At 61.3% G+C, this 23162-nt stretch carries 20 protein-coding genes; 8 read left to right on the top strand and 12 right to left on the bottom strand.

Features of this window, described 5'->3' with window-relative positions; all coding sequences use genetic code 11:
* The first annotated feature begins 255 nt into the window (after nucleotides 1-255).
* Nucleotides 256-1020 carry an RHS repeat-associated core domain-containing protein gene (locus C4Q27_RS12950; protein WP_081273158.1) on the top strand — a complete coding sequence of 255 codons (765 nt, stop codon included), beginning with the start codon at nucleotides 256-258 and terminating at the stop codon, nucleotides 1018-1020.
* Nucleotides 1021-1323: 303 nt separating this feature from the next.
* Nucleotides 1324-1779: a transposase gene (locus tag C4Q27_RS12945; protein ID WP_104886923.1), complete on the top strand. Its 456-nt coding sequence runs from the start codon at nucleotides 1324-1326 to the stop codon at nucleotides 1777-1779.
* Nucleotides 1780-1885: 106 nt separating this feature from the next.
* On the opposite strand, the gene C4Q27_RS12935 is transcribed toward C4Q27_RS12945, so the two are convergent.
* The 7 genes from C4Q27_RS12935 to C4Q27_RS12905 all read right to left on the bottom strand — a co-directional run bounded on the left by C4Q27_RS12935 (nucleotide 1886) and on the right by C4Q27_RS12905 (nucleotide 10192).
* Nucleotides 1886-2779: an ABC transporter permease subunit gene (locus C4Q27_RS12935; protein WP_010955705.1), complete on the bottom strand. Its 894-nt coding sequence runs from the start codon at nucleotides 2777-2779 to the stop codon at nucleotides 1886-1888.
* Nucleotides 2776-3696 (bottom strand): ABC transporter permease subunit, encoded by a 921-nt coding sequence (locus C4Q27_RS12930; protein WP_003253736.1) that lies wholly within the window; start codon nucleotides 3694-3696, stop codon nucleotides 2776-2778. The genes C4Q27_RS12935 and C4Q27_RS12930 overlap by 4 nt, the downstream gene beginning before the upstream one ends.
* Nucleotides 3693-4835, bottom strand: coding sequence for a polyamine ABC transporter ATP-binding protein (gene potA, locus C4Q27_RS12925; RefSeq protein ID WP_010955706.1), 1143 nt, complete (start codon nucleotides 4833-4835; stop codon nucleotides 3693-3695). Before potA ends, C4Q27_RS12930 begins: the two co-directional genes overlap by 4 nt.
* Nucleotides 4836-4906: 71 nt before the next feature.
* The gene (locus C4Q27_RS12920) at nucleotides 4907-6001 is read right to left on the bottom strand and encodes a polyamine ABC transporter substrate-binding protein (protein ID WP_010955707.1); all 1095 of its coding nucleotides are present in this window, start codon (nucleotides 5999-6001) and stop codon (nucleotides 4907-4909) included.
* A gap of 156 nt (nucleotides 6002-6157) precedes the next feature.
* On the bottom strand, nucleotides 6158-7255 hold the full coding sequence (locus C4Q27_RS12915) for a polyamine ABC transporter substrate-binding protein (RefSeq protein WP_014592782.1): 1098 nt from the start codon (nucleotides 7253-7255) through the stop codon (nucleotides 6158-6160).
* A 168-nt stretch (nucleotides 7256-7423) separates the two neighbouring features.
* Nucleotides 7424-8785 (bottom strand): aspartate aminotransferase family protein, encoded by a 1362-nt coding sequence (locus C4Q27_RS12910; protein ID WP_010955709.1) that lies wholly within the window; start codon nucleotides 8783-8785, stop codon nucleotides 7424-7426.
* 48 nt (nucleotides 8786-8833) lie between these two features.
* The gene (locus tag C4Q27_RS12905) at nucleotides 8834-10192 is read right to left on the bottom strand and encodes a glutamine synthetase family protein (RefSeq protein ID WP_010955710.1); all 1359 of its coding nucleotides are present in this window, start codon (nucleotides 10190-10192) and stop codon (nucleotides 8834-8836) included.
* A gap of 41 nt (nucleotides 10193-10233) precedes the next feature.
* Here C4Q27_RS12905 and C4Q27_RS12900 point away from each other — a divergent pair, with 41 nt between their 5' ends.
* Nucleotides 10234-10494, top strand: a complete 261-nt coding sequence (locus tag C4Q27_RS12900; protein ID WP_020193883.1) for a hypothetical protein — start codon at nucleotides 10234-10236, stop codon at nucleotides 10492-10494.
* A gap of 272 nt (nucleotides 10495-10766) precedes the next feature.
* A complete protein-coding gene (locus C4Q27_RS12895; protein ID WP_010955711.1) occupies nucleotides 10767-12143 on the top strand; it encodes a glutamine synthetase family protein in 1377 nt (458 codons plus the stop codon).
* Between the two features lie 152 nt (nucleotides 12144-12295).
* On the opposite strand, the gene argA is transcribed toward C4Q27_RS12895, so the two are convergent.
* Both argA and argE read right to left on the bottom strand, forming a co-directional pair.
* The gene (gene argA, locus C4Q27_RS12890) at nucleotides 12296-13594 is read right to left on the bottom strand and encodes an amino-acid N-acetyltransferase (RefSeq protein ID WP_003253723.1); all 1299 of its coding nucleotides are present in this window, start codon (nucleotides 13592-13594) and stop codon (nucleotides 12296-12298) included.
* Nucleotides 13595-13718: 124 nt separating this feature from the next.
* Nucleotides 13719-14861 (bottom strand): acetylornithine deacetylase, encoded by a 1143-nt coding sequence (gene argE / locus C4Q27_RS12885; RefSeq protein WP_020193884.1) that lies wholly within the window; start codon nucleotides 14859-14861, stop codon nucleotides 13719-13721.
* 116 nt (nucleotides 14862-14977) lie between these two features.
* On the opposite strand from argE, the gene C4Q27_RS12880 reads away from it, so the two are divergent.
* The gene (locus C4Q27_RS12880) at nucleotides 14978-16345 is read left to right on the top strand and encodes an inorganic triphosphatase (RefSeq protein WP_104886921.1); all 1368 of its coding nucleotides are present in this window, start codon (nucleotides 14978-14980) and stop codon (nucleotides 16343-16345) included.
* A 130-nt stretch (nucleotides 16346-16475) separates the two neighbouring features.
* On the opposite strand, the gene C4Q27_RS12875 is transcribed toward C4Q27_RS12880, so the two are convergent.
* Nucleotides 16476-16946 (bottom strand): Lrp/AsnC family transcriptional regulator, encoded by a 471-nt coding sequence (locus C4Q27_RS12875; RefSeq protein ID WP_003253717.1) that lies wholly within the window; start codon nucleotides 16944-16946, stop codon nucleotides 16476-16478.
* A 126-nt stretch (nucleotides 16947-17072) separates the two neighbouring features.
* Here C4Q27_RS12875 and C4Q27_RS12870 point away from each other — a divergent pair, with 126 nt between their 5' ends.
* The 3 genes from C4Q27_RS12870 to C4Q27_RS12860 all read left to right on the top strand — a co-directional run bounded on the left by C4Q27_RS12870 (nucleotide 17073) and on the right by C4Q27_RS12860 (nucleotide 19631).
* Nucleotides 17073-17378 (top strand): hypothetical protein, encoded by a 306-nt coding sequence (locus C4Q27_RS12870; RefSeq protein ID WP_003253715.1) that lies wholly within the window; start codon nucleotides 17073-17075, stop codon nucleotides 17376-17378.
* A 176-nt stretch (nucleotides 17379-17554) separates the two neighbouring features.
* On the top strand, nucleotides 17555-19228 hold the full coding sequence (locus C4Q27_RS12865; protein ID WP_104886920.1) for a GspE/PulE family protein: 1674 nt from the start codon (nucleotides 17555-17557) through the stop codon (nucleotides 19226-19228).
* Nucleotides 19229-19316: 88 nt separating this feature from the next.
* On the top strand, nucleotides 19317-19631 hold the full coding sequence (locus tag C4Q27_RS12860) for a DUF2388 domain-containing protein (RefSeq protein ID WP_064491286.1): 315 nt from the start codon (nucleotides 19317-19319) through the stop codon (nucleotides 19629-19631).
* Between the two features lie 65 nt (nucleotides 19632-19696).
* On the opposite strand, the gene gcvP is transcribed toward C4Q27_RS12860, so the two are convergent.
* Complete coding sequence (gene gcvP, locus C4Q27_RS12855; RefSeq protein WP_104886919.1) at nucleotides 19697-22570, bottom strand: aminomethyl-transferring glycine dehydrogenase; 2874 nt, start codon at nucleotides 22568-22570, stop codon at nucleotides 19697-19699.
* A 196-nt stretch (nucleotides 22571-22766) separates the two neighbouring features.
* Nucleotides 22767-23150, bottom strand: a complete 384-nt coding sequence (gcvH, locus tag C4Q27_RS12850; protein WP_020191591.1) for a glycine cleavage system protein GcvH — start codon at nucleotides 23148-23150, stop codon at nucleotides 22767-22769.
* Nucleotides 23151-23162 lie beyond the last annotated feature (12 nt).

Raw genomic sequence — 23162 nt, 5'->3', positions numbered from 1 at the left:
GATAAACATCACTGGCGGGGGATCATTCCGACATTTTCACAGCCGGTGCGGGCCTCGCACAAATGAATCGTGGGATGCGAGGGAAAGCGTCGATCAGGGTTCATTGAACGTCATGAACCTGAATGCTTTTAGCCGCATCCAAGCAGCAGGAAAAGCGCAGCTAATTCACAAAAGCACTCGCTGAGACCTGATATTTCTAATAGTTGCCAAACGGCCAGAAAAGTAGAGAGTCAACCTGTAAAGGAGGACCTAAAAATGACGAAGCTGAGCGATACCAATCGAAACCATACATTCACCCCCTACGGGCACTCAAAGACGCCCCGTAACCCTACCAACTCTTTACAGTTTCACGGCGAATTTCTACACAGCACAGTGGGCTTATACTTTCTTGGTCTTGGCGCCCGAACATACAACCCCAGAATTTTTCGTTTCCACTCCAGCGATAGCTTGAGTCCTTTTTCGCTTGGCGGTATCAACTCATATACCTATTGCTTAAGTGACCCCATAAATCTATCCGACCCAACAGGCCGCTCACCCCTATTACTTCGCCCCAAGACAATAACACTCGATACAAACTGGACATTGAAATCCAGACCTGACTATGTGCAAAAACAGCTTCGCTGGGGAAACTCGAGCGCTAAAATCTTCAATTCAGATGAGAGCCCAGCTACGCTATCAACTACGCCACCATCCAAACAACAACTCCATGAATCTTCACATAGCATACTACCCTCACGACGAGCTCCCGAATACATTAACGTAGCCCCTCAAGCAATCGCTAGGCTTCCTGACAGCACTCGCATTTCTTTAAGAGGTTATATTCGCACTGCAAATCAGCACAACGACTTCAAAGCTCAGAACGTTCGGCACCTTCCTTCAGATTCGCCAATAGTCAAGGATTTCATTCAAAATTTCGGTGAAGCCAGGCGCCTACGCACTGCCTTGAAAGAAATCTACAGAACCACTTTCGATGAATTTGAACGTAATTTGCTGTCTACCGTTCTCCGCGTCAGGCTGTGAAGCGTACTCAAAGATAGCCCTGCGGCTAAAGGAAAGTAGTATCTCGTCGCCAGTACTCGCAACGCAGCGACGTGAGTTCATGAAAGTCATACACCTTCAGGGCCTCTTCGCGGGCACGCCCGCTCCCACAGAGAGAGCGCACTATCTGAGACTTGCGCGGTACCTGTGGGAGCGGGCGAGCCCGCGAAGAGGCCTCCACAGCCATGCATCAGTATCTGCCATATCCAGAAACCATCAGGCATCGGCCATCCCCGCTCCAACCGCTACCTTTCACAGGGAGGTTCACATTCAAGGAAGATCAAAATGCCGTTAGCCGAATCCCACCGATTGCGCCGTGGGCGCTTCTCCGAGCCTGGCAGGCTCTACATGCTGACCGCCATCACGCATCAACGCAAACCACTGTTCCGCGACTTCCACCATGCCCGCCTGGTGGTCAAACACCTTCGGGTCTCAGATGACATTCAGGACTGCCGATCGTTGGCCTGGGTAGTGATGCCGGACCATCTGCATTGGCTGATTGAGCTGAAAGAAGTGACATTGGGAACGTTGATGCGCAAGTTCAAATCACGCACAGCGATTGCCTTGCGCAAGGCCGGTGTCGGGCACAAGCCGATATGGCAACCGGGTTACCAGGACCATGCGCTGCGGCGGGAAGAGTGTGTGGTTCATGTAGCCCGGTACATTGTTGCCAATCCCTTGAGGGCTGGATTGGTCAGAAGTATCAGGGACTATCCACATTGGGATGCGGTATGGCTTTGAATCGGTGCTGGAGCCTTCGCGGGCATGCCCGCTCCCACAGGGCTCAGCGCAACCCTGAAGGCTGTGAGGTCCCTGTGGGAGCGGGCGTACCCGCGAAAGGGCCAGGTCAGGCCGACGCAGCCACCTGCGCCGGGCGCTTGACCTGCGGCTGCGAAGCGTTGGCTGCAGCACCCTCTTCGATCGCCTGCTGAATCGCCTTGCGACGACGCTCTTCGGCCTGGCGGCTGAAGTACCAGACGAAGAAGGTCACCAGCGATACCGACAGCAAGATCAGGCTGGCCACGGCGTTGATCTCCGGTTTCACACCCAGACGCACCGCCGAGAACACTTCCATCGGCAAGGTGGTCGAGCCAGGCCCGGAGACGAAGCTGGCCAATACCAGGTCGTCCAGCGACAGGGCAAACGACATCATGCCGCCCGCCGCCAGCGATGGCGCGATCATCGGGATGGTGATCAGGAAGAACACCTTCCACGGCTTGGCACCCAGGTCCATCGCCGCTTCCTCGATCGACAGGTCCAGCTCACGCAGGCGAGCCGACACCACCACCGCCACATACGCCGCACAGAACGTTGTATGGGCGATCCAGATGGTGACGATACCCCGCTCCTGCGGCCAGCCGATCATCTGCGCCATGGCCACGAACAGCAGCAACAGCGACAGACCGGTGATCACTTCGGGCATTACCAGCGGCGCAGTGACCAGGCCACCGAACAGCGTGCGGCCCTTGAAGCGGGTGACCCGGGTCAGCACGAAGGCCGCCAGGGTACCCAGCGCCACTGCCGCCACCGCCGTGTAGCAAGCGATTTCCAGCGAGCGCATCACCGAACCCATCAGCTGGGAGTTGTCGAGCAGGCCGACGTACCATTTGATCGACCAGCCGCCCCACACCGTCACCAGTTTGGAGGCGTTGAACGAGTAGATCACCAGGATCAGCATCGGCAGGTAGATGAACAGCAAGCCGAGCACCAGCATCAGCTTGGAGAAACTGAAGCGTTTCATGCGCGGCCCTCCATCTCTTTGGCCTGGCTACGGTTGAACAGCAGGATCGGCACGATCAGGATCGCCAGCATCACCACCGCCAGGGCGGATGCCACCGGCCAGTCACGGTTGTTGAAGAACTCCTGCCACAGCACTTTACCGATCATCAGGGTTTCCGGGCCACCCAGCAGTTCCGGGATCACGAACTCGCCCACCACCGGGATGAACACCAGCATGCAGCCGGCGATGATGCCGTTCTTCGACAACGGTACCGTGATCTTCCAGAAGCTGTTGAAGGTGCTCGAACCCAGGTCGGAGGCAGCTTCGAGCAGGCTCGGATCATGCTTAACCAGGTTGGCGAACAGCGGCAGGATCATGAACGGCAGGTACGAATAGACCACGCCGATGTACACCGCCAGGTTGGTGTTGAGGATCTGCAACGGCTGGTCGATCAAGCCGGTCCACAGGAGGAAACCGTTGAGCAGGCCGTTGTTGCTGAGAATACCCATCCAGGCATAGACGCGGATCAGGATCGCGGTCCAGGTTGGCATCATGATCAGCAACAGCAGGACCGTCTGGGTCTCCTTCTTGGCGTTGGCAATGGCGTAGGCCATCGGGAAGCCGATCAGCAGGCACAGCAGGGTGCTGAAGAACGCCATCTTCAGCGAACCCAGATAGGCCGAGAGGTACAGCTCATCCTCGGTCAACAGCCCGTAGTTGGCCAGGTTGAGGACCAGCTGGATCTTGTCTTCGACGTAGGTGTAGATCTCGGTATACGGCGGAATTGCCACGTCAGCTTCGGCAAAACTGATCTTCAGGACGATGAAGAACGGCAGCATGAAGAACAGGAACAGCCAGATGAACGGCACGCCGATCACCAAGTGCCGCCCCTCCGGGACCAGACGCTGGAAGGCTCGCTTGAGCTTGCGCAGTTTCATGACCGCAGTACCACGCCGCTGTCGTCTTCCCACCATACGTACACTTCATCGCCCCAGGTAGGACGGGTACCTTGGCGCTCGGCGTTGGCAACGAACGACTGGACGACCTTGCCGCTCGGCAGTTCCACATAGAACACCGAGTGGCCGCCCAGGTAGGCGATGTCGTGGATCTTGCCGCGCGACCAGTTGTGCTCGCAGGTTGGCTGCTGGGTGGTGACCAGCATCTTTTCCGGGCGCAGGGCGTAGGTGATGTGCTTGTCTTCCACCGAGGTGGTGATGCCGTGGCCCACGTAGATCTTGCGCTCCAGCTCCGGGCTGGCAATGATCGCGTAGCCTTCGGCGTCGTCGACCACGTCACCTTCGAACAGGTTGACGTTACCGATGAACTCGCACACCAGGCGGCTGGTAGGTGTCTCGTAGATGTCCACTGGCGAGCCGATCTGGGCGATCCAGCCCAGGTGCATGATGGCGATGCGCTGGGCCATGGTCATGGCCTCTTCCTGGTCGTGGGTCACCATCACGCAGGTTACACCCACGCGCTCGATGATCTCGACCAGCTCCAGCTGCATCTGCGAACGCAGTTTCTTGTCCAGTGCACCCATCGGCTCGTCGAGCAGCAGCAGTTTGGGGCGCTTGGCCAGCGAGCGGGCCAACGCCACACGCTGACGCTGGCCGCCCGACAACTGGTGCGGCTTGCGCTTGGCGTACTGGGTCATGTGCACCAGCTTGAGCATCTCGGCCACGCGGGCATCGATCTCGGCCTTGGGCATCTTGTCCTGCTGCAGGCCGAAGGCGATGTTCTGCGCCACGGTCATGTGCGGGAACAGTGCGTAGGACTGGAACATCATGTTGATCGGCCGCTCGTAGGGCGGCATGTCGGTGATGTCGACGCCATCGAGGAAGATCCGCCCTTCGGACGGGCGCTCGAAGCCGGCCAGCATGCGCAGCAAGGTGGACTTGCCGGAACCGGAGCCGCCCAGCAGGGCGAAGATCTCACCCTTGCGGATTTCCAGGGACACATCGTCCACGGCTACCGTTTCGTCGAACTTTTTCGTGACCCGGTCGATCTTGACCAGCACCTGCTTGGGTTGCTGGCCACCCTCGAGGGCTTTTTTATAGGCACCGGAGGCAACTGCCATGAGTGAAACTCCCAACAAGATTTTTGTGCCCGCGTGGCCAGTTCTACGGCGCCGTCGCGGGTCTGGATTTTTTACTTGCCCGACTTGACCTTGGTCCAGCTGCGGGTCATCAGCCGTTGCACCTTGGGTGGCAACTCTGAGTTCACGAACATCTTGTCCAGTACTTCCTGCGGTGGGTAAACCGCGGCGTCAGTCCTTACGGCCTGGTCCATCAGGGCGCCAGCCTTGGGGTTCGGGTTGGCGTAACCGACGTAATCACTGACCTGGGCGATAACCTCAGGTTTCAGCAAATAGTTGATGAAGGCATGCGCCTCTTTGACGTTCTTGGCGTCCTTGGGGATCGCCAGCACGTCGAACCAGAGGTTGCCGCCTTCCTTGGGAATGGCGTAGGCCAGGTTCACACCCTTCTTCGCTTCTTCAGCGCGGGCCTTGGCCTGGAATACATCACCCGAGAAACCTGCCGCGACGCAGATGTCGCCATTGGCCAGGTCGGTGATGTACTTGGACGAGTGGAAGTAGGTCACGTACGGGCGCACCGCCAGCAGCTTCTGCTCGGCCTTGGCGTAATCCTTGGGGTCGGTGCTGTTCGGGTTGAGGCCCATGTAGTTGAGCACCGCTGGCAGCATTTCGTCCGCCGAGTCGAGGAAGGCCACACCGCACTTGGAGAGCTTCTTCATGTTTTCGGGTTCGAACAGCACGGCCCAGGAGTCGATGGTGTCCACGCCCAGCGCGGCCTTGACCTTGTCGACGTTGTAACCGATGCCGTTGGTACCCCACAGGTAAGGCACCGCGTACTGGTTGCCCGGGTCGTTCTTTTCCAGGCGCTTCATCAACGCCGGGTCGAGATTGGAATAGTTGGGCAGCAGGTTCTTGTCGAGCTTCTGGAAGGCGCCCGCCTTGATCTGCTTGCCGAGGAAATGGTTGGACGGCACCACCACGTCATAGCCGGTGTTACCGGCCAGCAGCTTGCCTTCCAGGGTTTCGTTGGAGTCGAACACGTCTTGCACAGGCTTGATGCCCGTGGCTTTCTCGAAGTCCGCGAGTGTGGTCGGGCCGATGTAGTCGGACCAGTTATAGAAGTGCACCGTCGGCGCCGCTTGGACGCTGCATGCCAGCGTCAGGCCCGCGCCAGCCATCAAGGCCTTGCGGAATACAGAAATAGACAAGTGGGGGTCCTCACAATCAGTGCCTGGGTAGCGACAATGCTGCCGCACACGCAAAACCGGCGCGCAACTTAACTTCGCAGCTTCGATGCCGCAATCATCAATTACCTTTCAATGGCTCTGGGCCGAAAAACCCGGCCCAGAGCTGTCGCATCGGGCTTACTTGCCCGACTTGATCTTCGTCCAGCTGCGGGTGATCACTCGCTGCACAGAAGCGTCAGGCGCAGCGATCGCGTACAGCTGCTTCTTCACTTCGGCAGGCGGGTAGATGCTTGGGTCGCTGGTGATGTCTTTGTCCACGAACGGGGTGGCAGCAGCGTTACCGTTCGGGAAGCGTACGGCGTTGGTGATTTCAGCCATGATTTCCGGCTGCATCAGGAAGTTCATGAACTGGTAGGCAGCGTCTTTATGTTCGGCATCTTTCGGGATGGCGACCATGTCGTAGAAAGTACCGGCACCTTCCTTCGGAATGACGTAGTCCACTTTGACCTTGTCGCCCGCTTCATGGGCACGGGCCTTGGACTGCTCCAGGTCACCCGAGTAACCGACGGCTACACAGATGTTGCCGTTGGCCATGTCGCCGATGTACTTGGACGAGTGGAAGTAGGTGATCGAAGGACGGATCTTGAGGAACAGGTCCTCGGCGGCCTTCAGGTCTTCTTTCTTGGTGCTGTCGGTCGGTTTGCCGAGGTAGTGCAGCGCAGCCGGGAGCATTTCGGTCGGGGCGTCGAGGAAGCTCACGCCGCAGCTCTTGAGCTTGGCGATGTTCTCAGGCTTGAACACCACGTCCCACGAATCGATCTTGTCCACGCCCAGCGCAGCCTTGACCTTCTCCGGGTTGTAGCCGATGCCGATCGAGCCCCACATATAAGGGAAGGCATGCTTGTTGTCCTTGTCGCTGGCATCGCCAACGGCCTTGAGCAGGTCAGGATCGAGGTTCTTCCAGTTCGGCAGCTTGGAACGGTCCAGCTCCTCGTACACGCCCGCCTTGATCTGCTTGGCCAGGAAATTGTTCGAAGGCACGACGATGTCATAGCCCGACTTGCCTGCCAGCAGCTTGGCTTCCAGGGTTTCGTTGCTGTCGAAGACGTCGTACTTGACCTTGATCCCCGTCTGCTTCTCGAACTTGGCGATGGTGTCCGGAGCGATGTAGTCCGACCAGTTATAGACGTTCAACACTTTGTCTTCAGCCTGAACAGCGGAGGCCATGGCACCCATCAGGGCGGCGGCCAGCAACGTCTTGCCCATTTTATTCATGCGTAATGCTCCAGAATTTTTATTTAGCAACTGTCCAGCAGCCAGAACCCACGGTGCAGAGCGCGCGGCGACTGAAACAGTCGCTAGTCTGGCAAGTTACAAGGCCCTGTATCAAGGAAAGCAGGGCCATGTAACGACTTAATGTCACAACGCTAGCCTAGCAAACGCTTATTGAATCGCCTCAAGGGTCAGGTCCAGGCACTTGCGCGCCTTTTCCACCAGTTCGTCGATCTCCGCATGGCTGATTACCAGCGGCGGCGCGATGATCATGGTGTCACCCACCGCACGCATGATCAGGCCGTTCTCGAAGCAGAAGGTGCGACAGATCATGCCAACGCCCTTGCCCTCGTAACGGCTGCGGGTGGCCTTGTCCTTGACCAGCTCGATCGCACCCAGCATGCCCAGGCCGCGCACTTCACCCACCAGTGGATGGTCCTGCAGCTCGCGCAAACGCTTTTGCAAATACGGTGCCGCTTCCGTGCGCGCCTTCTCGACAATTTTCTCGTCACGCAGAATGCGCAGGTTTTCCAGGCCCACCGCGGCCGCCACCGGGTGGCCGGAGTAGGTGAAACCGTGGTTGAAGTCGCCGCCTTCGCTGATCACCTTGGCCACGGTGTCACGCACGATCACACCGCCCATGGGGATGTAACCGGAGGTCAGGCCTTTCGCGATGGTCATCAGGTCGGGCTTGAGGTCGTAGTAGTCCGAGCCGAACCACTCGCCGGTACGGCCGAAGCCGCAGATCACCTCGTCGGCGACGAACAGGATGTCGTACCTGGCGAGGATCTCCTTCACCTTCGGCCAGTAGGTTTCCGGCGGGATGATCACGCCACCAGCGCCCTGGATCGGCTCGGCGATGAAGGCAGCGACGTTGTCTTCGCCGACTTCGAGGATCTTCTTCTCCAACTGCTCGGCGGCCCAGACACCGAATTCGTCAGGGGTCATGTCGCCACCCTCGCCGAACCAGTACGGCTGAGGGATGTGTACGATGCCCGGAATCGGCAGGCCACCCTGCTCGTGCATGCCGCTCATGCCGCCCAGGCAAGCACCGGCGAAGGTGGAGCCGTGGTAACCGTTGATGCGGCCGATGATGGTCTGCTTGTGCGGTTTGCCCTTCAGCGCCCAGTAGTGACGCACCATGCGCAGCACAGTGTCGTTGCCTTCGGAGCCGGAGCCGGTGAAGAACACATGGGTCATACCTTTCGGCGCCACGTCGGTGATCGCCTTGGCCAGCTCGAGCGCAGGCGGGTGAGCGGTCTGGAAGAACAGGTTGTAGTACGGCAGCTCGCGCATCTGTTTTTCCGCCGCCTGCACCAGCTCTTCACGTCCGTAGCCGACCGCCACGCACCATAGACCGGCCATGCCGTCGAGGATCTTGTGCCCCTCGCTATCCCACAAATGCACACCCTGGGCCTTGGTGATGATGCGCGGCCCCTTCTCCTTCAGCTGCTTGTAGTCACTGAAAGGTGCGAGGTGATGCTCCCCGCTCAGGGTTTGCCATTCACGGGTTTGCGGGTTGTTGACGCTCATGTGCTTCTCCGTTATTGGACCGCCGCGCTCCTGCGGCACCAGGGTTGATCAGACAGCGAACAGCAGGAACTCACGCTCCCACGAACTGATGACACGCTTGAAGTTTTCGTGCTCGGCGCGCTTGGTAGCGACATACCCGGTGATGAATTTCTTGCCCAGGTACTGCACCAGCGCACGGCTGTTTTCCATGCGTTCCAAGGCGTCTTCGATGGTCAGGGGCAGGCGCAGGTTGCGGCGTTCGTAACCACGGCCCTGCACTGGCGCGCTGGCCTCGATACCTTCGACCATGCCGATGTAGCCACACAGCAGGCTGGCGGCGATGGCAAGGTACGGGTTGGCGTCGGCGCCCGGCAGGCGGTTTTCGACGCGCCGGCTTTGCGGGCCGGCATCCGGTACACGCAGGCCGACGGTGCGGTTTTCTTCGCCCCACTCCACGTTCACCGGCGCCGAAGTGTCGGGCAGGAAGCGGCGGAACGAGTTGACGTTGGGAGCGAACAGCGGCAGCGCCTCGGGGATGAACTTCTGCAGGCCGCCAATATGGTTGAGGAACAGCGCGCTCATGCTGCCGTCTTCATTGCTGAAGATGTTCTTGCCGGTGGCCACGTCGACCACACTCTGGTGCAGGTGCATGGCACTGCCCGGCTCGCCGGTCATCGGTTTGGCCATGAAGGTGGCAGCCACGTTGTGCTTGAGCGCCGCCTCGCGCATGGTGCGCTTGAACACCAGGATCTGGTCGGCCAGGTGCAGGGCGTCGCCGTGACGGAAGTTGATTTCCATCTGCGCCGTGCCGTCTTCGTGGATCAGCGTGTCGAGGTCCAGCTGCTGCAGCTCGCACCAGTCGTAGACGTCTTCGAACAGCGGGTCGAATTCGTTGGCAGCTTCGATCGAGAACGACTGACGACCGGTTTCCGGGCGACCGGAACGGCCTACCGGGGGCTGCAGCGGAAAGTCCGGGTCTTCGCTGCGCTTGGTCAGGTAGAACTCCATCTCGGGGGCGACGATCGGCTGCCAGCCCTTGTCAGCGTATAGCTTGAGCACTTTCTTCAGCACGTTGCGCGGCGACAGTTCGACCGGGTTGCCCTTCTTGTCGTAGGTGTCGTGGATGACCTGTGCGGTCGGCTCGATGGCCCACGGCACGAGGAACACGGCGTTCTCGTCAGGGCGGCAGATCATGTCGATGTCTGCCGGGTCGAGCAGTTCGTAATAGATGTCGTCGTCGACGTAGTCGCCGGTCACGGTCTGCAGCAGCACGCTCTCGGGCAGCCGCATGCCTTTTTCAGCGATGAATTTGTTGGTTGGCGAAATCTTGCCGCGTGTGATGCCGGTCAGGTCGCTGATCATGCATTCGACTTCGGTGATCTTGTGCTCTTTCAACCAATCGGTGAGCTGGTCGAGGTTGTTACTCATAAATACCTCAGGAGGTAAGGTGGTCCGCGACTTGATTCTGGATGGAGTCGATTGCTAAAGCAAAAACCCACGCGCAGAGCCACAGTGGATACACTGAAATCAGCTGTGTCCGTAATGAGTTCAAAAGGCAGGAAGGTGAAGCGAAAGGCGGCAAGCCGCTGCGAGGACCGGTCCGGGAACGCGAAACGTCAATTATTGCGGCCAGGGCGACCACGCCATTGACGAAGCTTGCAAAAACGACGGATGTACCCGATGGCACTGCGCAGGCAATGCTTTCAGGTCGCGGCAAGCGGACCATGTGACCCTCGTATTATTGTGTTTTGGGTTGAAACCGAGCTTAGCCTTGTTCATTTTTTTACACAACACCTCCGTAAAAAATAAAACACGGCGCACCGGAGATAGCCCTTTACCCGGGAAATAGCGGATAATGGATTGCCCCGATATGCAGCAAATCTGCCGTAGATGTGCCATTTCAGGGCATCATGGGGTCGGCTTGACATCAGTATCTCTTTTCGATTGACTGGTCTTGCAAGCCCCCCTTGATTGATATTTTTAACAACAAAGGTGTTGCATCATGTCGGTACCCCCGCGTGCCGTTCAGCTTAACGAAGCGAACGCGTTCCTTAAGGAACATCCTGAGGTTCTCTACGTTGACCTTCTGATTGCAGATATGAATGGTGTGGTGCGTGGCAAGCGCATAGAGCGCACCAGCCTCCACAAGGTTTACGAGAAAGGCATCAATCTGCCGGCCTCCCTCTTTGCCCTGGACATCAACGGTTCCACCGTCGAAAGCACCGGGCTGGGCCTGGACATCGGCGATGCTGACCGCATCTGCTATCCAATCCCCGACACGCTCTGTAACGAGCCATGGCAAAAGCGCCCCACCGCCCAGCTGCTGATGACCATGCACGAGCTGGAAGGCGAGCCCTTCTTCGCCGACCCGCGCGAAGTGCTGCGTCAGGTGGTGACCAAGTTCGACGAACTGGGCCTGACTATCTGCGCCGCATTCGAGCTGGAGTTCTACCTGATCGACCAGGAGAACGTGAACGGCCGCCCGCAGCCACCACGCTCGCCAATTTCGGGCAAACGCCCGCAGTCGACCCAGGTGTACCTGATCGACGACCTCGACGAATATGCCGACTGCCTGCAGGACATCCTCGAAGGCGCGAAAGAACAAGGCATTCCGGCCGACGCCATCGTCAAGGAAAGCGCCCCGGCGCAGTTCGAAGTCAACCTGCACCACGTGGCCGACCCGCTCAAGGCCTGCGACTACGCGGTACTGCTCAAGCGGTTGATCAAGAACATCGCCTACGACCATGAAATGGACACCACCTTCATGGCCAAGCCCTACCCGGGCCAGGCAGGCAACGGCCTGCACGTGCACATTTCCGTGCTGGACAAAGATGGCAACAACATCTTCACCAGCGAGGATCCCGAGCAGAACGCCGCGCTACGTCACGCTGTCGGCGGTGTGCTCGAGACCCTGCCCGCGTCCATGGCCTTCCTTTGCCCGAACGTCAACTCGTACCGCCGCTTTGGCGCGCAGTTCTACGTGCCGAACGCGCCAAGCTGGGGCCTGGACAACCGCACCGTAGCGCTGCGCGTACCGACCGGCTCGGCCGATGCCGTGCGCATCGAGCACCGCGTCGCTGGTGCCGACGCCAACCCGTACCTGATGATGGCTGCCGTACTGGCTGGCGTGCACCATGGCCTGACCAACAAGATCGAGCCAGGCGCGCCGATCGAAGGCAACTCGTACGAGCAGCTGGAGCAGAGCCTGCCGAACAACCTGCGCGATGCCCTGCGCGAGCTGGACGACAGCGAGATCCTGAACAAGTACATCGATCCGAAGTACATCGACATCTTTGTCGCGTGCAAGGAAAGCGAGCTGGAAGAGTTCGAGCACTCGATCTCCGACCTCGAGTACAACTGGTACCTGCATACCGTGTAAACGAAAACGCCGCCCCTCAAGGGCGGCGTTTTTGTTTGAGACCGGTGTCGCCCTCTTCGCGGGCTCGCCCGCTCCCACAGGGTAATTTCGAGGGCTGAAGCCTGTGACTTACCTGTGGGAGCGGGCGTGCCCGCGAAGAGGGCGGCCCAGGCTTACAGGGGCTTCTCGAAAATCTTCGAATTGCGCTGGTAGTTGTACAGCGAAGCCCGCGCCGCCGGCAGCCGCTCCACGCCACTCGGCGCAAAGCCGCGCTCGCGGAACCAGTGCGCAGTGCGCGTAGTCAGCACGAACAAAGTACTCAAGCCCATCTGCCGTGCCCGGCTCTCGATGCGTTCCAGCAGCTCATCGCCACGCCCGCCATGGCGGTACTCCGGGTTCACCGCCAGGCAAGCGAGCTCCCCGGCTTCGGAATCGGCAATCGGGTACAGCGCCGCACAGGCGATGATCATGCCCTCGCGCTCGACCACACTGAACTGCTCGATCTCTCGCTCCAGCACTTCGCGCGAGCGGCGCACCAGGATGCCCTGCTCTTCCAGCGGGCTGATCAACTCCAGCAGGCCACCGACGTCCTCGATGGTCGCCTCGCGCACCACTTCGAACTGCTCCTGCGACACCAGCGTACCGCCACCGCCCCGGGTGAACAGCTCGGTGAGCAGCGCGCCATCCTCGGCATAGCTGACGATATGGCTGCGCGCCACACCGCCTTTGCAAGCCTCGGCCGCAGCATCCAGCAGTTCGCCCTGGTAGTCGCTGCCTAGACGCTGCAGATGCGGAGCAACCTGCTGCGGGCGCAGTTCGCGCACCAACCTACCGTCAGCGTCCAACAGGCCCGGCTCGGCGCCGAACAGCAGCAACTTGTCGGCGCCCAGTTCGATGGCCGCGCGGGTAGCCACGTCTTCGCAGGCCAGGTTGAAGATTTCCCCGGTAGGCGAGTAGCCCAAGGGCGACAACAGCACGATGGAACGCTCGTCGAGCAGGCGGCTGATGCCCTTGCGGTCGACCCGGCGCACTTCGCCAGTGTGGTGGTAGTCCACGCCTTCGAGCACGCCGATCGGCCGCGCGGTGACCAGGTTGCCGGAGGCCACGCGCAGGCGCGAGCCCTGCATCGGCGAAGCGGCGATGTCCATCGACAGCCGCGCTTCAATGGCCAGGCGCAGGGCGCCGACGGCATCGATCACGCAGTCCAGGGTGGCCGCATCAGTAATACGCATGCCCCGGTGGTAGTGCGGGGTCAGGCCGCGATCGGCCAGCCGGCTTTCGATCTGCGGGCGCGAGCCATGCACCAGCACCAGCCGCACGCCGAGGCTGTGCAGCAGCACCAGGTCGTGGACGATATTGCCGAAATTAGGGTGTTCCACCCCATCGCCAGGAAGCATGACCACGAAGGTGCAGTCGCGATGGGCATTGATATAGGGGGATGCATGACGCAGCCAGTTGACGTAATCGGGCATGACAGGGCCTGTGGATAAGTGGACGGAGAACGGCGATGCAGGGGGCGTTCAGGATCATCGTCGGAACAGGCTTGCGGTCACGCGCGGTCTCCTCTAGGCAGGAACGAATCAGTTCGATTGACGTTTAGTGCAGGCAATAGTGCCGGATCAAGTCACGCAATAGACGCACGGTAGGCTCGATTCGTGACATTTCAAGGTATTCGCCGGGCTGGTGGGCACAGGCAATGTCGCCAGGGCCCAGCACGATGGTCTGGCAGCCCAGTTGCTGAAGATAAGGTGCTTCGGTGCCGAACGCCACCGCTTCAGCGCGATGGCCGGTCAGGCGCTCCGCGACCTGTACCAGCTCGACATCGGCAGCCTGCTCGAATGGCGGCACCTCCGGGAACAGCGGCGCGTAGTCGATGCGCACCTCATGGCGCTCGGCCACGGGCACCAGCTTTTCGCGAATAGCCGCGCGCAGCTGGTCCACGTCCATGCCCGGCAGCGGCCGCAGGTCGAACTCCAGGGCGCACTGGCCGCAGATACGGTTGGGGTTGTCGCCGCCGTGGATGCAGCCGAAGTTCATGGTCGGGGTCGGCACGGTGAATTGCGGGTTGCTATAGGTTTGTTGCCACTGCTGGCGCAGGCCCATCAGCTCGCCCATGACCGCATGCATGGCCTCCATGGCGCTGCGGCCCAGGCTTGGGTCCGACGAATGGCCGCTGCGACCGAGGATGTCGATGCGGTCCATGAGGATGCCCTTGTGCATGCGGATCGGCCGCAGCCCGGTAGGCTCACCGATGATCGCTGCACGGCCCAGTGGCTGGCCGGCCTCGGCCAGGGCACGGGCGCCGGACATGGAGCTTTCTTCATCGCAGGTGGCAAGGATCAGCAGCGGCTCCTTGAAGTCGTGCTCCAGCAGCGGGATGACCGCTTCGATGACCAGGGCAAAGAAGCCCTTCATGTCGCAGCTGCCCAGGCCGACCCAACGGCCATCGGTCTCGGTCAGCTTCAGCGGGTCGCTGGCCCACAGCTGTTCGTCATAGGGCACGGTATCGCTGTGCCCGGCCAGCACCAGCCCTCCCGGGCCGGTGCCACGGCTGGCCAGCAGGTTGAACTTGCCGGGGCTGACCTGCTGGATATCGCACTTGAAACCCAGGTCGCCCAGCCAACCGGCCAGCAGGTCGATAACCTGGCGGTTGGACTGGTCCAGCGCAGGTTGGGTACAGCTGACCGAAGGCGCGGCGATCAAGGCGGCAAACTGGTCTTTCAGCGTCGGCAACGGCATGCGCGTACTCCTCGGAAACGTTGCCCATCATAGGACTATCCGCTGTCTGGAATAAACCGTTGAGGGCTGACTGCTGTAGACTCTCTGCCAACCACGCCCCCTCTTTCGAGTCTGTGATGCACAAAGAAACCGAACTGAAGCTCCGCGCCAGCCGCGAGACCCTTGCCGCCCTGCGCGAGCACCCTCTGCTGAAAAAGCGCAACAAGTCCGGCTGGCAGACCCGTGAACTGCTCAACCAGTACTTCGACACCCCCGAGCGTGAGCTGTCCGCCGCCCGTGTCGCCCTGCGCCTGCGCCGCGATGGCGACGCTGTCATTCAAACCCTCAAGTGCCGCGGCCAGAGCGTGGCCGGCCTGTCCGAGCGCAACGAGTACGAATGGAACCTGGACAAGGTCAAGCTCGACCTGAAGAAGCTGGACGCCACCTGCTGGCCCGAGCAACTGGCCAACCTGGACAAGAAAACCATCAAGCCGCTGTTCACCACCGACTTCAGCCGTGAATACGCCGAAATCGCCTGGGGCCGTGGCAAGAGCAAGGTGGTGATCGAGGCTGCACTGGACCAAGGCTTCGTGATCGCCGGCAAGCGCAAGGAAGAGATCTGCGAGCTGGAGCTGGAACTGCGCGAAGGTGAACCGCAAGCCCTGCTGGAACTGGCCGCAGAGCTGGCCGCCAGCCTGCCACTGATGCCGTGCGACATCAGCAAGGCTGAGCGCGGTTACCGCCTGCTGGAACCGGACAGCTACGAGCTGGACCTGCCGCACACTGCGCTGGAAGCCGAAATGGCCCTGGACGACGCCTATGCCGCCCTCGCCTGGCAACTGCTGGGCAGCAGCCAGCGCCTGGCCGAGCAGTACCGCCACAACGGCCACTGGCGCCTGCTCCAGGACTGGGTCGAGTGCCTGAGCGAGCTGCGCGCGCTCACCGCCAGCCTGGGCCAGGCAGCACCGCGCGCCACCACCCGCGACCTGCGCGCCAGCCTTGATGCCTTGCTTGAAGACTGGCGCCCGCTGGTGCAGGCCGGCAACGATGACGAAGACATCCGTCGCGCCGCGCCCGAGCAGTTCACCGAAGAACTGGAAGACGTACGCTGGGGCCAGTTCTCGCTGGAAACCTCACGCTGGCTGATGGCCCGGACCTGGACCGCAGAGCGCAAGGGCCGCGGCGAACGCCAGGGCAAGGCGCAGTTGGCCAGCTGGCTGGTGCACCTGCTGGGTGAGGAAGGCCGCGCGCTGAAGCTGCCGCTGTACACCCAGCGCCCGGAAGACCTGGCCGAGCAGCTGCCACGTATCGAGCAGCTTCTGGCCTGGCTGCACCACGCCCGCCAAATACTGGAAGCGCCGCAAATGGACCGCTTGTACGGCGACCTGAAAAAGCTGCACGAGCTGGCCGAGCAGCCCATCAGCGATGAAGTGCTGGAAGCGCGTATCGAACAGGCTCGGGCGGTGGACCAGAGCCGCGGCTGGAAGCACCTGCTCAAGGCGTGATACCGCGTCGCCTGCTTCGCGGGTAAACCCGCTCCTACAAAGGTTCGCGCCAGGCGTGAGGCCGGTGTAGGCGCGGGTTTACCCGCGAATGACCACACCGGTGTAGGAGCGGGTTTACCCGCGAATGGCCTCACCGCGATAGCGGCAGGCTAGTGGTGGACTTGATCTCGGAAAGCGCCACAATCGAATTCACCTCCTGAATCCCCGGCACGTTCGACAGTTTTTCGAAGAAGAACCGCTCGTAGGCCTCGATGTCAGACGTGACGATGCGCAGCAGAAAGTCCACAGCCCCCATCAGTACATAACACTCCAGCACCTCAGGGAACCCGCGGATCGCCTCGGTGAACTCGGTGAAGTTGGAGCGCCCGTGGGCGTTCAGTTTCACTTCGGCGAAAATCTGCGTGTTCAGGCCGACCTTCTTGCGGTCCAGCAAGGTCACCTGCCCCCGAATCACCCCCTCTTCCTTCAAGCGCTGAATGCGCCGCCAGCACGGCGATTGCGACAGCCCGACGCGCTCGGCGATCTGTGCACTGGACAGCGAAGCGTCCTCCTGCAGCAGTTCGAGGATGCGACGGTCGTAGGCATCCAGCTCGCTGTGCATTGTTTATTCTCCATATCAGATTTTTTTGAATAAAAAAATTCACCAATAAGGCGAAATCACCCAATCATAGCGAAAAAATACCGCCACCAACGTGCAAGAATTTCTCCCTCATTTGCGGAGACCAGCATGAACGCACAGCCCCGTACCGACGCCTGGGCCGCCACCAACGCCCACAGCACCGTGCACTATCGCCTGCAGGCCGAGGCCGAGCCCGATAGCCTGTGCCGGGTGCTCAACCTGTTCGCCTTGCAGTTCCTGACCCCGCATAGCGTGCAGGTCAGCCAGCAGGATGACTGGCTGGATATCGAAATCGGCATTGGCGGGTTGAGCTGGCACCGGGCCGAGGTCATTGCACAGAAACTGCGTAACCTGGTGTGTGTGGGTGAGGTGAGCCTGACCAACTTGCAGCGAGTGGCGTTGGCAGTGGTCTGAACCACCCTCTCTGCTGGACCTGTACCTCAAGGCCCGTACGATCTCTGTCGGAGCGGGTTCACCCGCGAAGCGTCCGGTACAGGCGCAGCAAAATCCCGAAACCTTTCACCTCCGATAGCCTCCCGCCGCCCGGCTAGCCTTGATCAGCACTACCCGATCAGGCACGGACGCCAACCATGCACACCCCCGACAACCCCGCACTCGACCTCAAGCGCGTGCTCCAGGCCCTGCTCGCTGACCAGCACCTGCACGCCAGCGATACCCTGCAAGTACTCGAACACGCCGCTGCCCACCCCGCTAGCCACCCGCTGGAGCACATCGCCGCCTGCAGCCTGGAAAGCCGCAAGCACCCCGGCCAGCCCCTGGACTTGGAGCACCTTTGCCAGTGGCTGGCCGACAAGGTCGGCCAACCCTACCTGCGCATCGACCCCATGCAACTCGACCTGCCCCAGGTCACCAGCCTGATCTCCCCAGCCTTCGCCCAGCGCCACGGCATCCTCATCGTCGCGGCCGATGCCTCCAGCGTCACCGTCGCCAGCGCCCAGCCTTTCCAGAATGACTGGCAGGCCGACCTGGCCCGCAGCCTCGGCCGGTCGATCCGTCGCGTACTGGCCAGCCCGCAGCAGATCCGTCAGTCAGCGCAGTCGTTCCACCGCCTGGCCCAGTCGGTAAAAGGCGCGCAATACCAGCAGTCGGCGAGCCTGGGGGAACTTGAGCAATTGCTTGAGCTGGGCAAACGCCAGGCCGAGGCCAGCGCAGACGACGCGCATATCGTGCATATCGTCGACTGGCTGTTGCAGTACGCCATCGAGCAACGCGCCAGTGATATCCACCTGGAACCACGCCGCGAACAGGGCCAGCTGCGCTACCGCATCGATGGCCTGCTGCACACCGTCTATGCCTTCCCCGCCGGGGTCACCCTGGCCCTCGTCAGCCGCCTGAAACACCTGGGCCGCATGGACGTTGCAGAGAAGCGACGGCCGCAGGACGGCCGGCTGCAAAGCCGCCTACCCGGTGGTGGCGAAGTGGAGCTGCGGCTTTCGACCCTACCCACCCCATTTGGCGAGAAACTGGTGTTGCGCCTGTTCGACCCGCACCAGTTGCAAGAGGGCTTCGACCGCCTTGGCCTGCACGGCCAGCAACTGGCCCAATGGCAGCGCCTGCTTTGTCAGCGCCAAGGCATCATCCTGGTCACCGGCCCCACCGGCTCCGGCAAGACCAGCACGCTGTATACCAGCCTCAAACTGCTGGCCACACCACAGGTCAACCTGTGCACCATCGAAGACCCGATCGAGCGCCTGGAGCCAGCCTTCAACCAGTTGCAGGTGCAGCCCGCGCTGGACCTGGGGTTTGCCAACGCGGTCAGGGCCATGCTGCGCCAAGACCCCGACATCATCATGATCGGCGAAATCCGCGACCGCGAAACCGCCCTGGTGGCGGTGCAGGCAGCGCTTACCGGGCACCTGGTGCTATCGACCCTGCATACCAACGACGCCTGCGCAGCAATCACCCGCCTGCAAGAGCTGGGGGTGGCCGACTACCTGATCAAGGCAACGCTTATCGGGGTGATGGCCCAGCGCTTGGTGCGAACCGTCTGCACCGACTGCCAGGCAGGTTCATCAGCCACCTGCCGAGCCTGCCGCGGCACCGGTTTTCAGGGGCGCACGGGATTATTCGAACTGCTCGAGCCCAGCGACACCTTGCGCGCATTGATCGGCCCTGATGCCGACCTGACCCGTTTGCGGAGCCAGGCGCTGGCCGATGGCCTGGTTGATCTGCGCCGTTGCGGCGAGGCCAAGGTGGCCGCTGGGCAGACCCGTGCCGAGGAAGTGCTGCGCGTCTGCAACTGACGAAAAGTCCTTTGTATTCAAGGAACTTGCCTTGCCCGAAAAGATCCAAGCGCGCATCTTCAACCATCACCCTTCGAGGTGTTTCAACATGCGTCTCAAAACCGCCATTGCCGCCGCTACCTTGCTTTCGCTGCCTCTTGGCTCGGCCATGGCCGATACCTTCTGGCGTAACGTGATGACTTCCGGTGCTACCACGGCGTCGAGCTACCTGACCTCGCGGGATCACAAGCTGGTAGTGGCCGCGCAGGATGACGCCAGCAGCTTCGTCGCCAGCGAAGGCGCGATCCGCGGGCCGTTCCTGGAAGCGGCCATGCGCGAGGCACGGGCAGATAACCCAGGGATGCAGGCTTCCGACATGGAGTTGGCCAATGCCATCCTGGCCAAGAATGCGGTAGCCGAGTAACTGCGTCGCCTGCTTCGCGGGTGAACCCGCTCCTACAGGCACCCGCGAAGCATCCAACACCAACCTCAGCGATAAGCCTCCACCGGCACACACGCACAGAACAGGTTCCTGTCCCCATACACGTTGTCTACCCGGTTCACCGCCGGCCAGTATTTGTGCTGGCGCACGTGAGCACTGGGGGCCACCGCCTGCTCCAGGCTATACGGTCTGTCCCATACCCCCAAGACATCAGCCAAGGTATGCGGTGCATGTTTCAGCGGGTTGTTCTCCGCTGGCCAGTTGCCCTGCTGTACTTCGTCAATTTCCGCCCGTATCGCCAGCATCGCCTCGACGAACCGATCCAGCTCGGCCTTCGATTCACTCTCGGTCGGCTCCACCATCAACGTGCCCGGCACCGGGAACGACATGGTCGGTGCGTGGAAGCCATAGTCCATCAGGCGCTTGGCCACGTCCTCTTCGCTGATGCCTGTCAGCGCTTTCAACGGCCGCAGGTCGAGGATGCATTCATGCGCCACGCGCTGGTTGCGCCCACGGTAGAGCACCGGGAACGCCGCGCCCAACTGGCTGGCCAGGTAGTTGGCCGAAAGGATAGCCACCTCGCTGGCGTCGGCCAGCTGCGGGCCCATCACGGCGATATACATCCAGCTGATCGGCAAGATGCTAGCGCTGCCCCAGGGCGCGGCGCTGACCGCGCTGTTGTTCGGGTCCAACCCAGGCACCGGCACCACCGGGTGGCTGGCGACGAACGGCTTGAGGTGCGCGCGGATACCGATCGGCCCCATACCCGGGCCGCCGCCGCCGTGGGGAATGCAGAACGTCTTGTGCAGGTTCATGTGTGAAACATCGGCCCCAATGTCTGCGGGGCGCGCCAGGCCCACCTGGGCGTTGAGGTTGGCACCGTCCATGTAAACCTGGCCGCCGTACTGGTGCACCACATCGCAGATTTCGCGTATCCCCTCTTCGTACACGCCGTGGGTCGAGGGGTAGGTGATCATCAGGCACGACAGACGCTCCCCGGCCGCGTGCGCCTTGGCTTTGAGGTCAGCCAGGTCGACGTTGCCATCGTTGTCGCAATCGACGATCACCACTTCCATGCCGGCCATCTGTGCCGACGCTGGGTTGGTGCCGTGGGCCGACGACGGGATCAGGCACAACGTGCGCATCGGCTGGTGGCGGCTGCAGTGATAGCGGGTAATGGCCATCAGGCCGGCGTATTCACCCTGAGCACCGGAGTTGGGCTGCATGCAGATCGCATCGAAGCCGGTGATCGCGCACAGCCAGCTTTCCAGTTCGTCGATCATCGCCTTGTAGCCTGCCGCCTGGGCCGCCGGGGCGAACGGGTGCAGCTGGGCAAAACCGGGCCAGGTGATGGGGATCATCTCACTGGTGGCGTTGAGCTTCATGGTGCACGAGCCCAGTGGAATCATCGACTGGTTCAGCGCCAGGTCCTTGTTCTCTAGCTGCTTGAGGTAGCGCAGCATCTCTGTTTCGCTGTGATGCAGGTTGAACACCGGATGGGCGAGGAATGGCGTGCGTCGCACCAGGCTGGCGGGGATGCCTTCAGGCAGGGCCAGCTGGTCGAGGGCGGTGATTTCCAGGCCATGATCCACCCCCAGGAAGATGTCGAGCAGGCGCAGCACCGTCTGTTCGGTGCAGGTTTCGTCCAGGCTCACCCCCAGGTGCCCGCGACCGAGAATGCGCAAATTGATGTGCGCGGCCTCGGCGCTTTCAATGATGGCCGCCTGGGCACCACCAACATTCAGGGTAAGGGTGTCGAAGAAGTGCTGATTGAGGCGTTTGATGCCTTTGGCCTCAAGGCCGGCAGCCAGGATGAAGGTCAGCCGGTGCACACGCTGCGCGATGCGTTGCAGGCCTTCCGGGCCGTGGTACACCGCGTAGAAGCCGGCAATGTTGGCCAACAGCACCTGGGCCGTGCAGATGTTGGAGTTGGCCTTTTCGCGGCGAATATGCTGCTCGCGGGTTTGCAGGGCCATCCGTAATGCGGTGTTGCCACGGGCATCGCGCGACACGCCGATGATGCGCCCCGGCATGGCTCGCTTGTAGTCGTCGCGACAGGCGAAATAGGCCGCGTGAGGCCCGCCATAGCCCATCGGCACACCGAAGCGCTGGGTCGAGCCCAGCACCACATCGGCGCCCAGCTCTCCGGGCGGTGCCAGCACCACCAGGCTCAGCAGGTCAGCGGCTACGCAGGCCAAGGCCTGCTGGCCGTGCAACTGGTCGATCAGCGGGCGCAAATCGCGCACTTCGCCGTGGGTGTCGGGGTACTGCAGCAAAGCGCCGAACACCGAGTGTTTGGCAAGGTTATCCACAGAATCGACGATCAGCTCGAAGCCGAACCCCTCGGCGCGGGTCTTGAGTACCGAAAGGGTCTGCGGATGGCAGTGCTCGTCGGCAAAGAAGGCGTTGCTCTTGTTGCGTGCCACCCGCTTGGCCAGGGCCATGGCTTCGGCGGCAGCGGTGGCTTCATCGAGCAGCGAGGCATTGGCCAGAGGCAGGCCAGTGAGGTCGATGACCATTTGCTGGAAGTTCAGCAGCGCCTCCAGCCGGCCTTGGGCAATTTCGGGTTGGTAGGGCGTGTAGGCGGTGTACCAGCCAGGGTTTTCCAGCACGTTGCGCAGGATGACCGTGGGGGTGATGGTGCCGTGGTAGCCCATGCCGATGAGGCTGGTCCAGACCTGGTTCTGTTCGGCGTAACCGGCGAGCTTGGCCAGGGCGGCTTGCTCGTCCAGTGCCGCTGGGAGGTCGAGGGGGCGATTGAGGCGGATGTCTGGGGGAACGGTCTGCTCGATCAGCTCGTTGCGGCTGGCGATACCCAGCGCGTTGAGCATGGCCTGCTGCTCTGTGGCATCGGGGCCCAGGTGGCGGCGCAGAAATGGGTTGAGCTCTTGCAGTTGATGCAGGGATGGCGACTGGGACATGACGACGCTCTCTTCCTAGACCAGGCCTCATGGAGACTTACAAGTCTAGGAAGGGATTGCCGATTGTGCGGGGAAACTTGTTTGCAGGCCCGGCCTCTTCGCGGCTAAAGCCGCTCCTACAGGGGCTGCACCCGTCTCGAATGCAGCGCTGTACCTGTGTAGGAGCGGCTTTAGCCGCGAAGCAAGCGACGCGGTCTTACTCGCCAATCAGCGCCTGGTAGCCAGCCGCATCCAGCAACTTGTCCAGCTCGGCCGGGTTGCTTGGCTTCAATTTGAAGATCCACGAACCGTAAGGCTCTTCGTTAAGCAGTTCCGGGCTATCGGCCAGCTCTTCGTTGACCGCAATCACTTCGCCACCGACCGGGGCATAGATGTCCGAAGCGGCCTTGACCGACTCGACCACACCCGCAGCGTCGCCAGCGCCAAACACTTTGCCGACTTCAGCCAGCTCGACGAACACCACATCACCCAAGGCTTGCTGGGCGTGATCGCTGATACCCACGGTCACACTGCCGTCGGCTTCCAGGCGAGCCCACTCATGGCTTTCGGCAAAACGCAGTTCGGCGGGGATATTGCTCATGTCTTGAATTCC

Origin of the sequence: Pseudomonas sp. SWI36, assembly GCF_002948105.1 — a bacterium.
GTDB lineage: Bacteria > Pseudomonadota > Gammaproteobacteria > Pseudomonadales > Pseudomonadaceae > Aquipseudomonas > Aquipseudomonas alloputida.
Note: the sequence above shows the minus strand (reverse complement) of the source record. Positions and strands in the feature narration are given on the sequence as shown.

Bases quoted from the DNA above. Each gene is read 5' to 3' on its own strand.
- C4Q27_RS12950 (WP_081273158.1), top strand. From the start codon at position 256: ATGACGAAGCTGAGCGATACCAATCGAAACCATACATTCACCCCCTAC.
- C4Q27_RS12945 (WP_104886923.1), top strand. From the start codon at position 1,324: ATGCCGTTAGCCGAATCCCACCGATTGCGCCGTGGGCGCTTCTCCGAG.
- C4Q27_RS12935 (WP_010955705.1), bottom strand. From the start codon at position 2,779: ATGAAACGCTTCAGTTTCTCCAAGCTGATGCTGGTGCTCGGCTTGCTG.
- C4Q27_RS12930 (WP_003253736.1), bottom strand. From the start codon at position 3,696: ATGAAACTGCGCAAGCTCAAGCGAGCCTTCCAGCGTCTGGTCCCGGAG.
- potA (WP_010955706.1), bottom strand. From the start codon at position 4,835: ATGGCAGTTGCCTCCGGTGCCTATAAAAAAGCCCTCGAGGGTGGCCAG.
- C4Q27_RS12915 (WP_014592782.1), bottom strand. From the start codon at position 7,255: ATGAATAAAATGGGCAAGACGTTGCTGGCCGCCGCCCTGATGGGTGCC.
- C4Q27_RS12910 (WP_010955709.1), bottom strand. From the start codon at position 8,785: ATGAGCGTCAACAACCCGCAAACCCGTGAATGGCAAACCCTGAGCGGG.
- C4Q27_RS12905 (WP_010955710.1), bottom strand. From the start codon at position 10,192: ATGAGTAACAACCTCGACCAGCTCACCGATTGGTTGAAAGAGCACAAG.
- C4Q27_RS12900 (WP_020193883.1), top strand. From the start codon at position 10,234: ATGGAGTCGATTGCTAAAGCAAAAACCCACGCGCAGAGCCACAGTGGA.
- C4Q27_RS12895 (WP_010955711.1), top strand. From the start codon at position 10,767: ATGTCGGTACCCCCGCGTGCCGTTCAGCTTAACGAAGCGAACGCGTTC.
- argA (WP_003253723.1), bottom strand. From the start codon at position 13,594: ATGCCCGATTACGTCAACTGGCTGCGTCATGCATCCCCCTATATCAAT.
- argE (WP_020193884.1), bottom strand. From the start codon at position 14,861: ATGCCGTTGCCGACGCTGAAAGACCAGTTTGCCGCCTTGATCGCCGCG.
- C4Q27_RS12880 (WP_104886921.1), top strand. From the start codon at position 14,978: ATGCACAAAGAAACCGAACTGAAGCTCCGCGCCAGCCGCGAGACCCTT.
- C4Q27_RS12875 (WP_003253717.1), bottom strand. From the start codon at position 16,946: ATGCACAGCGAGCTGGATGCCTACGACCGTCGCATCCTCGAACTGCTG.
- C4Q27_RS12870 (WP_003253715.1), top strand. From the start codon at position 17,073: ATGAACGCACAGCCCCGTACCGACGCCTGGGCCGCCACCAACGCCCAC.
- C4Q27_RS12865 (WP_104886920.1), top strand. From the start codon at position 17,555: ATGCACACCCCCGACAACCCCGCACTCGACCTCAAGCGCGTGCTCCAG.
- C4Q27_RS12860 (WP_064491286.1), top strand. From the start codon at position 19,317: ATGCGTCTCAAAACCGCCATTGCCGCCGCTACCTTGCTTTCGCTGCCT.
- gcvP (WP_104886919.1), bottom strand. From the start codon at position 22,570: ATGTCCCAGTCGCCATCCCTGCATCAACTGCAAGAGCTCAACCCATTT.
- gcvH (WP_020191591.1), bottom strand. From the start codon at position 23,150: ATGAGCAATATCCCCGCCGAACTGCGTTTTGCCGAAAGCCATGAGTGG.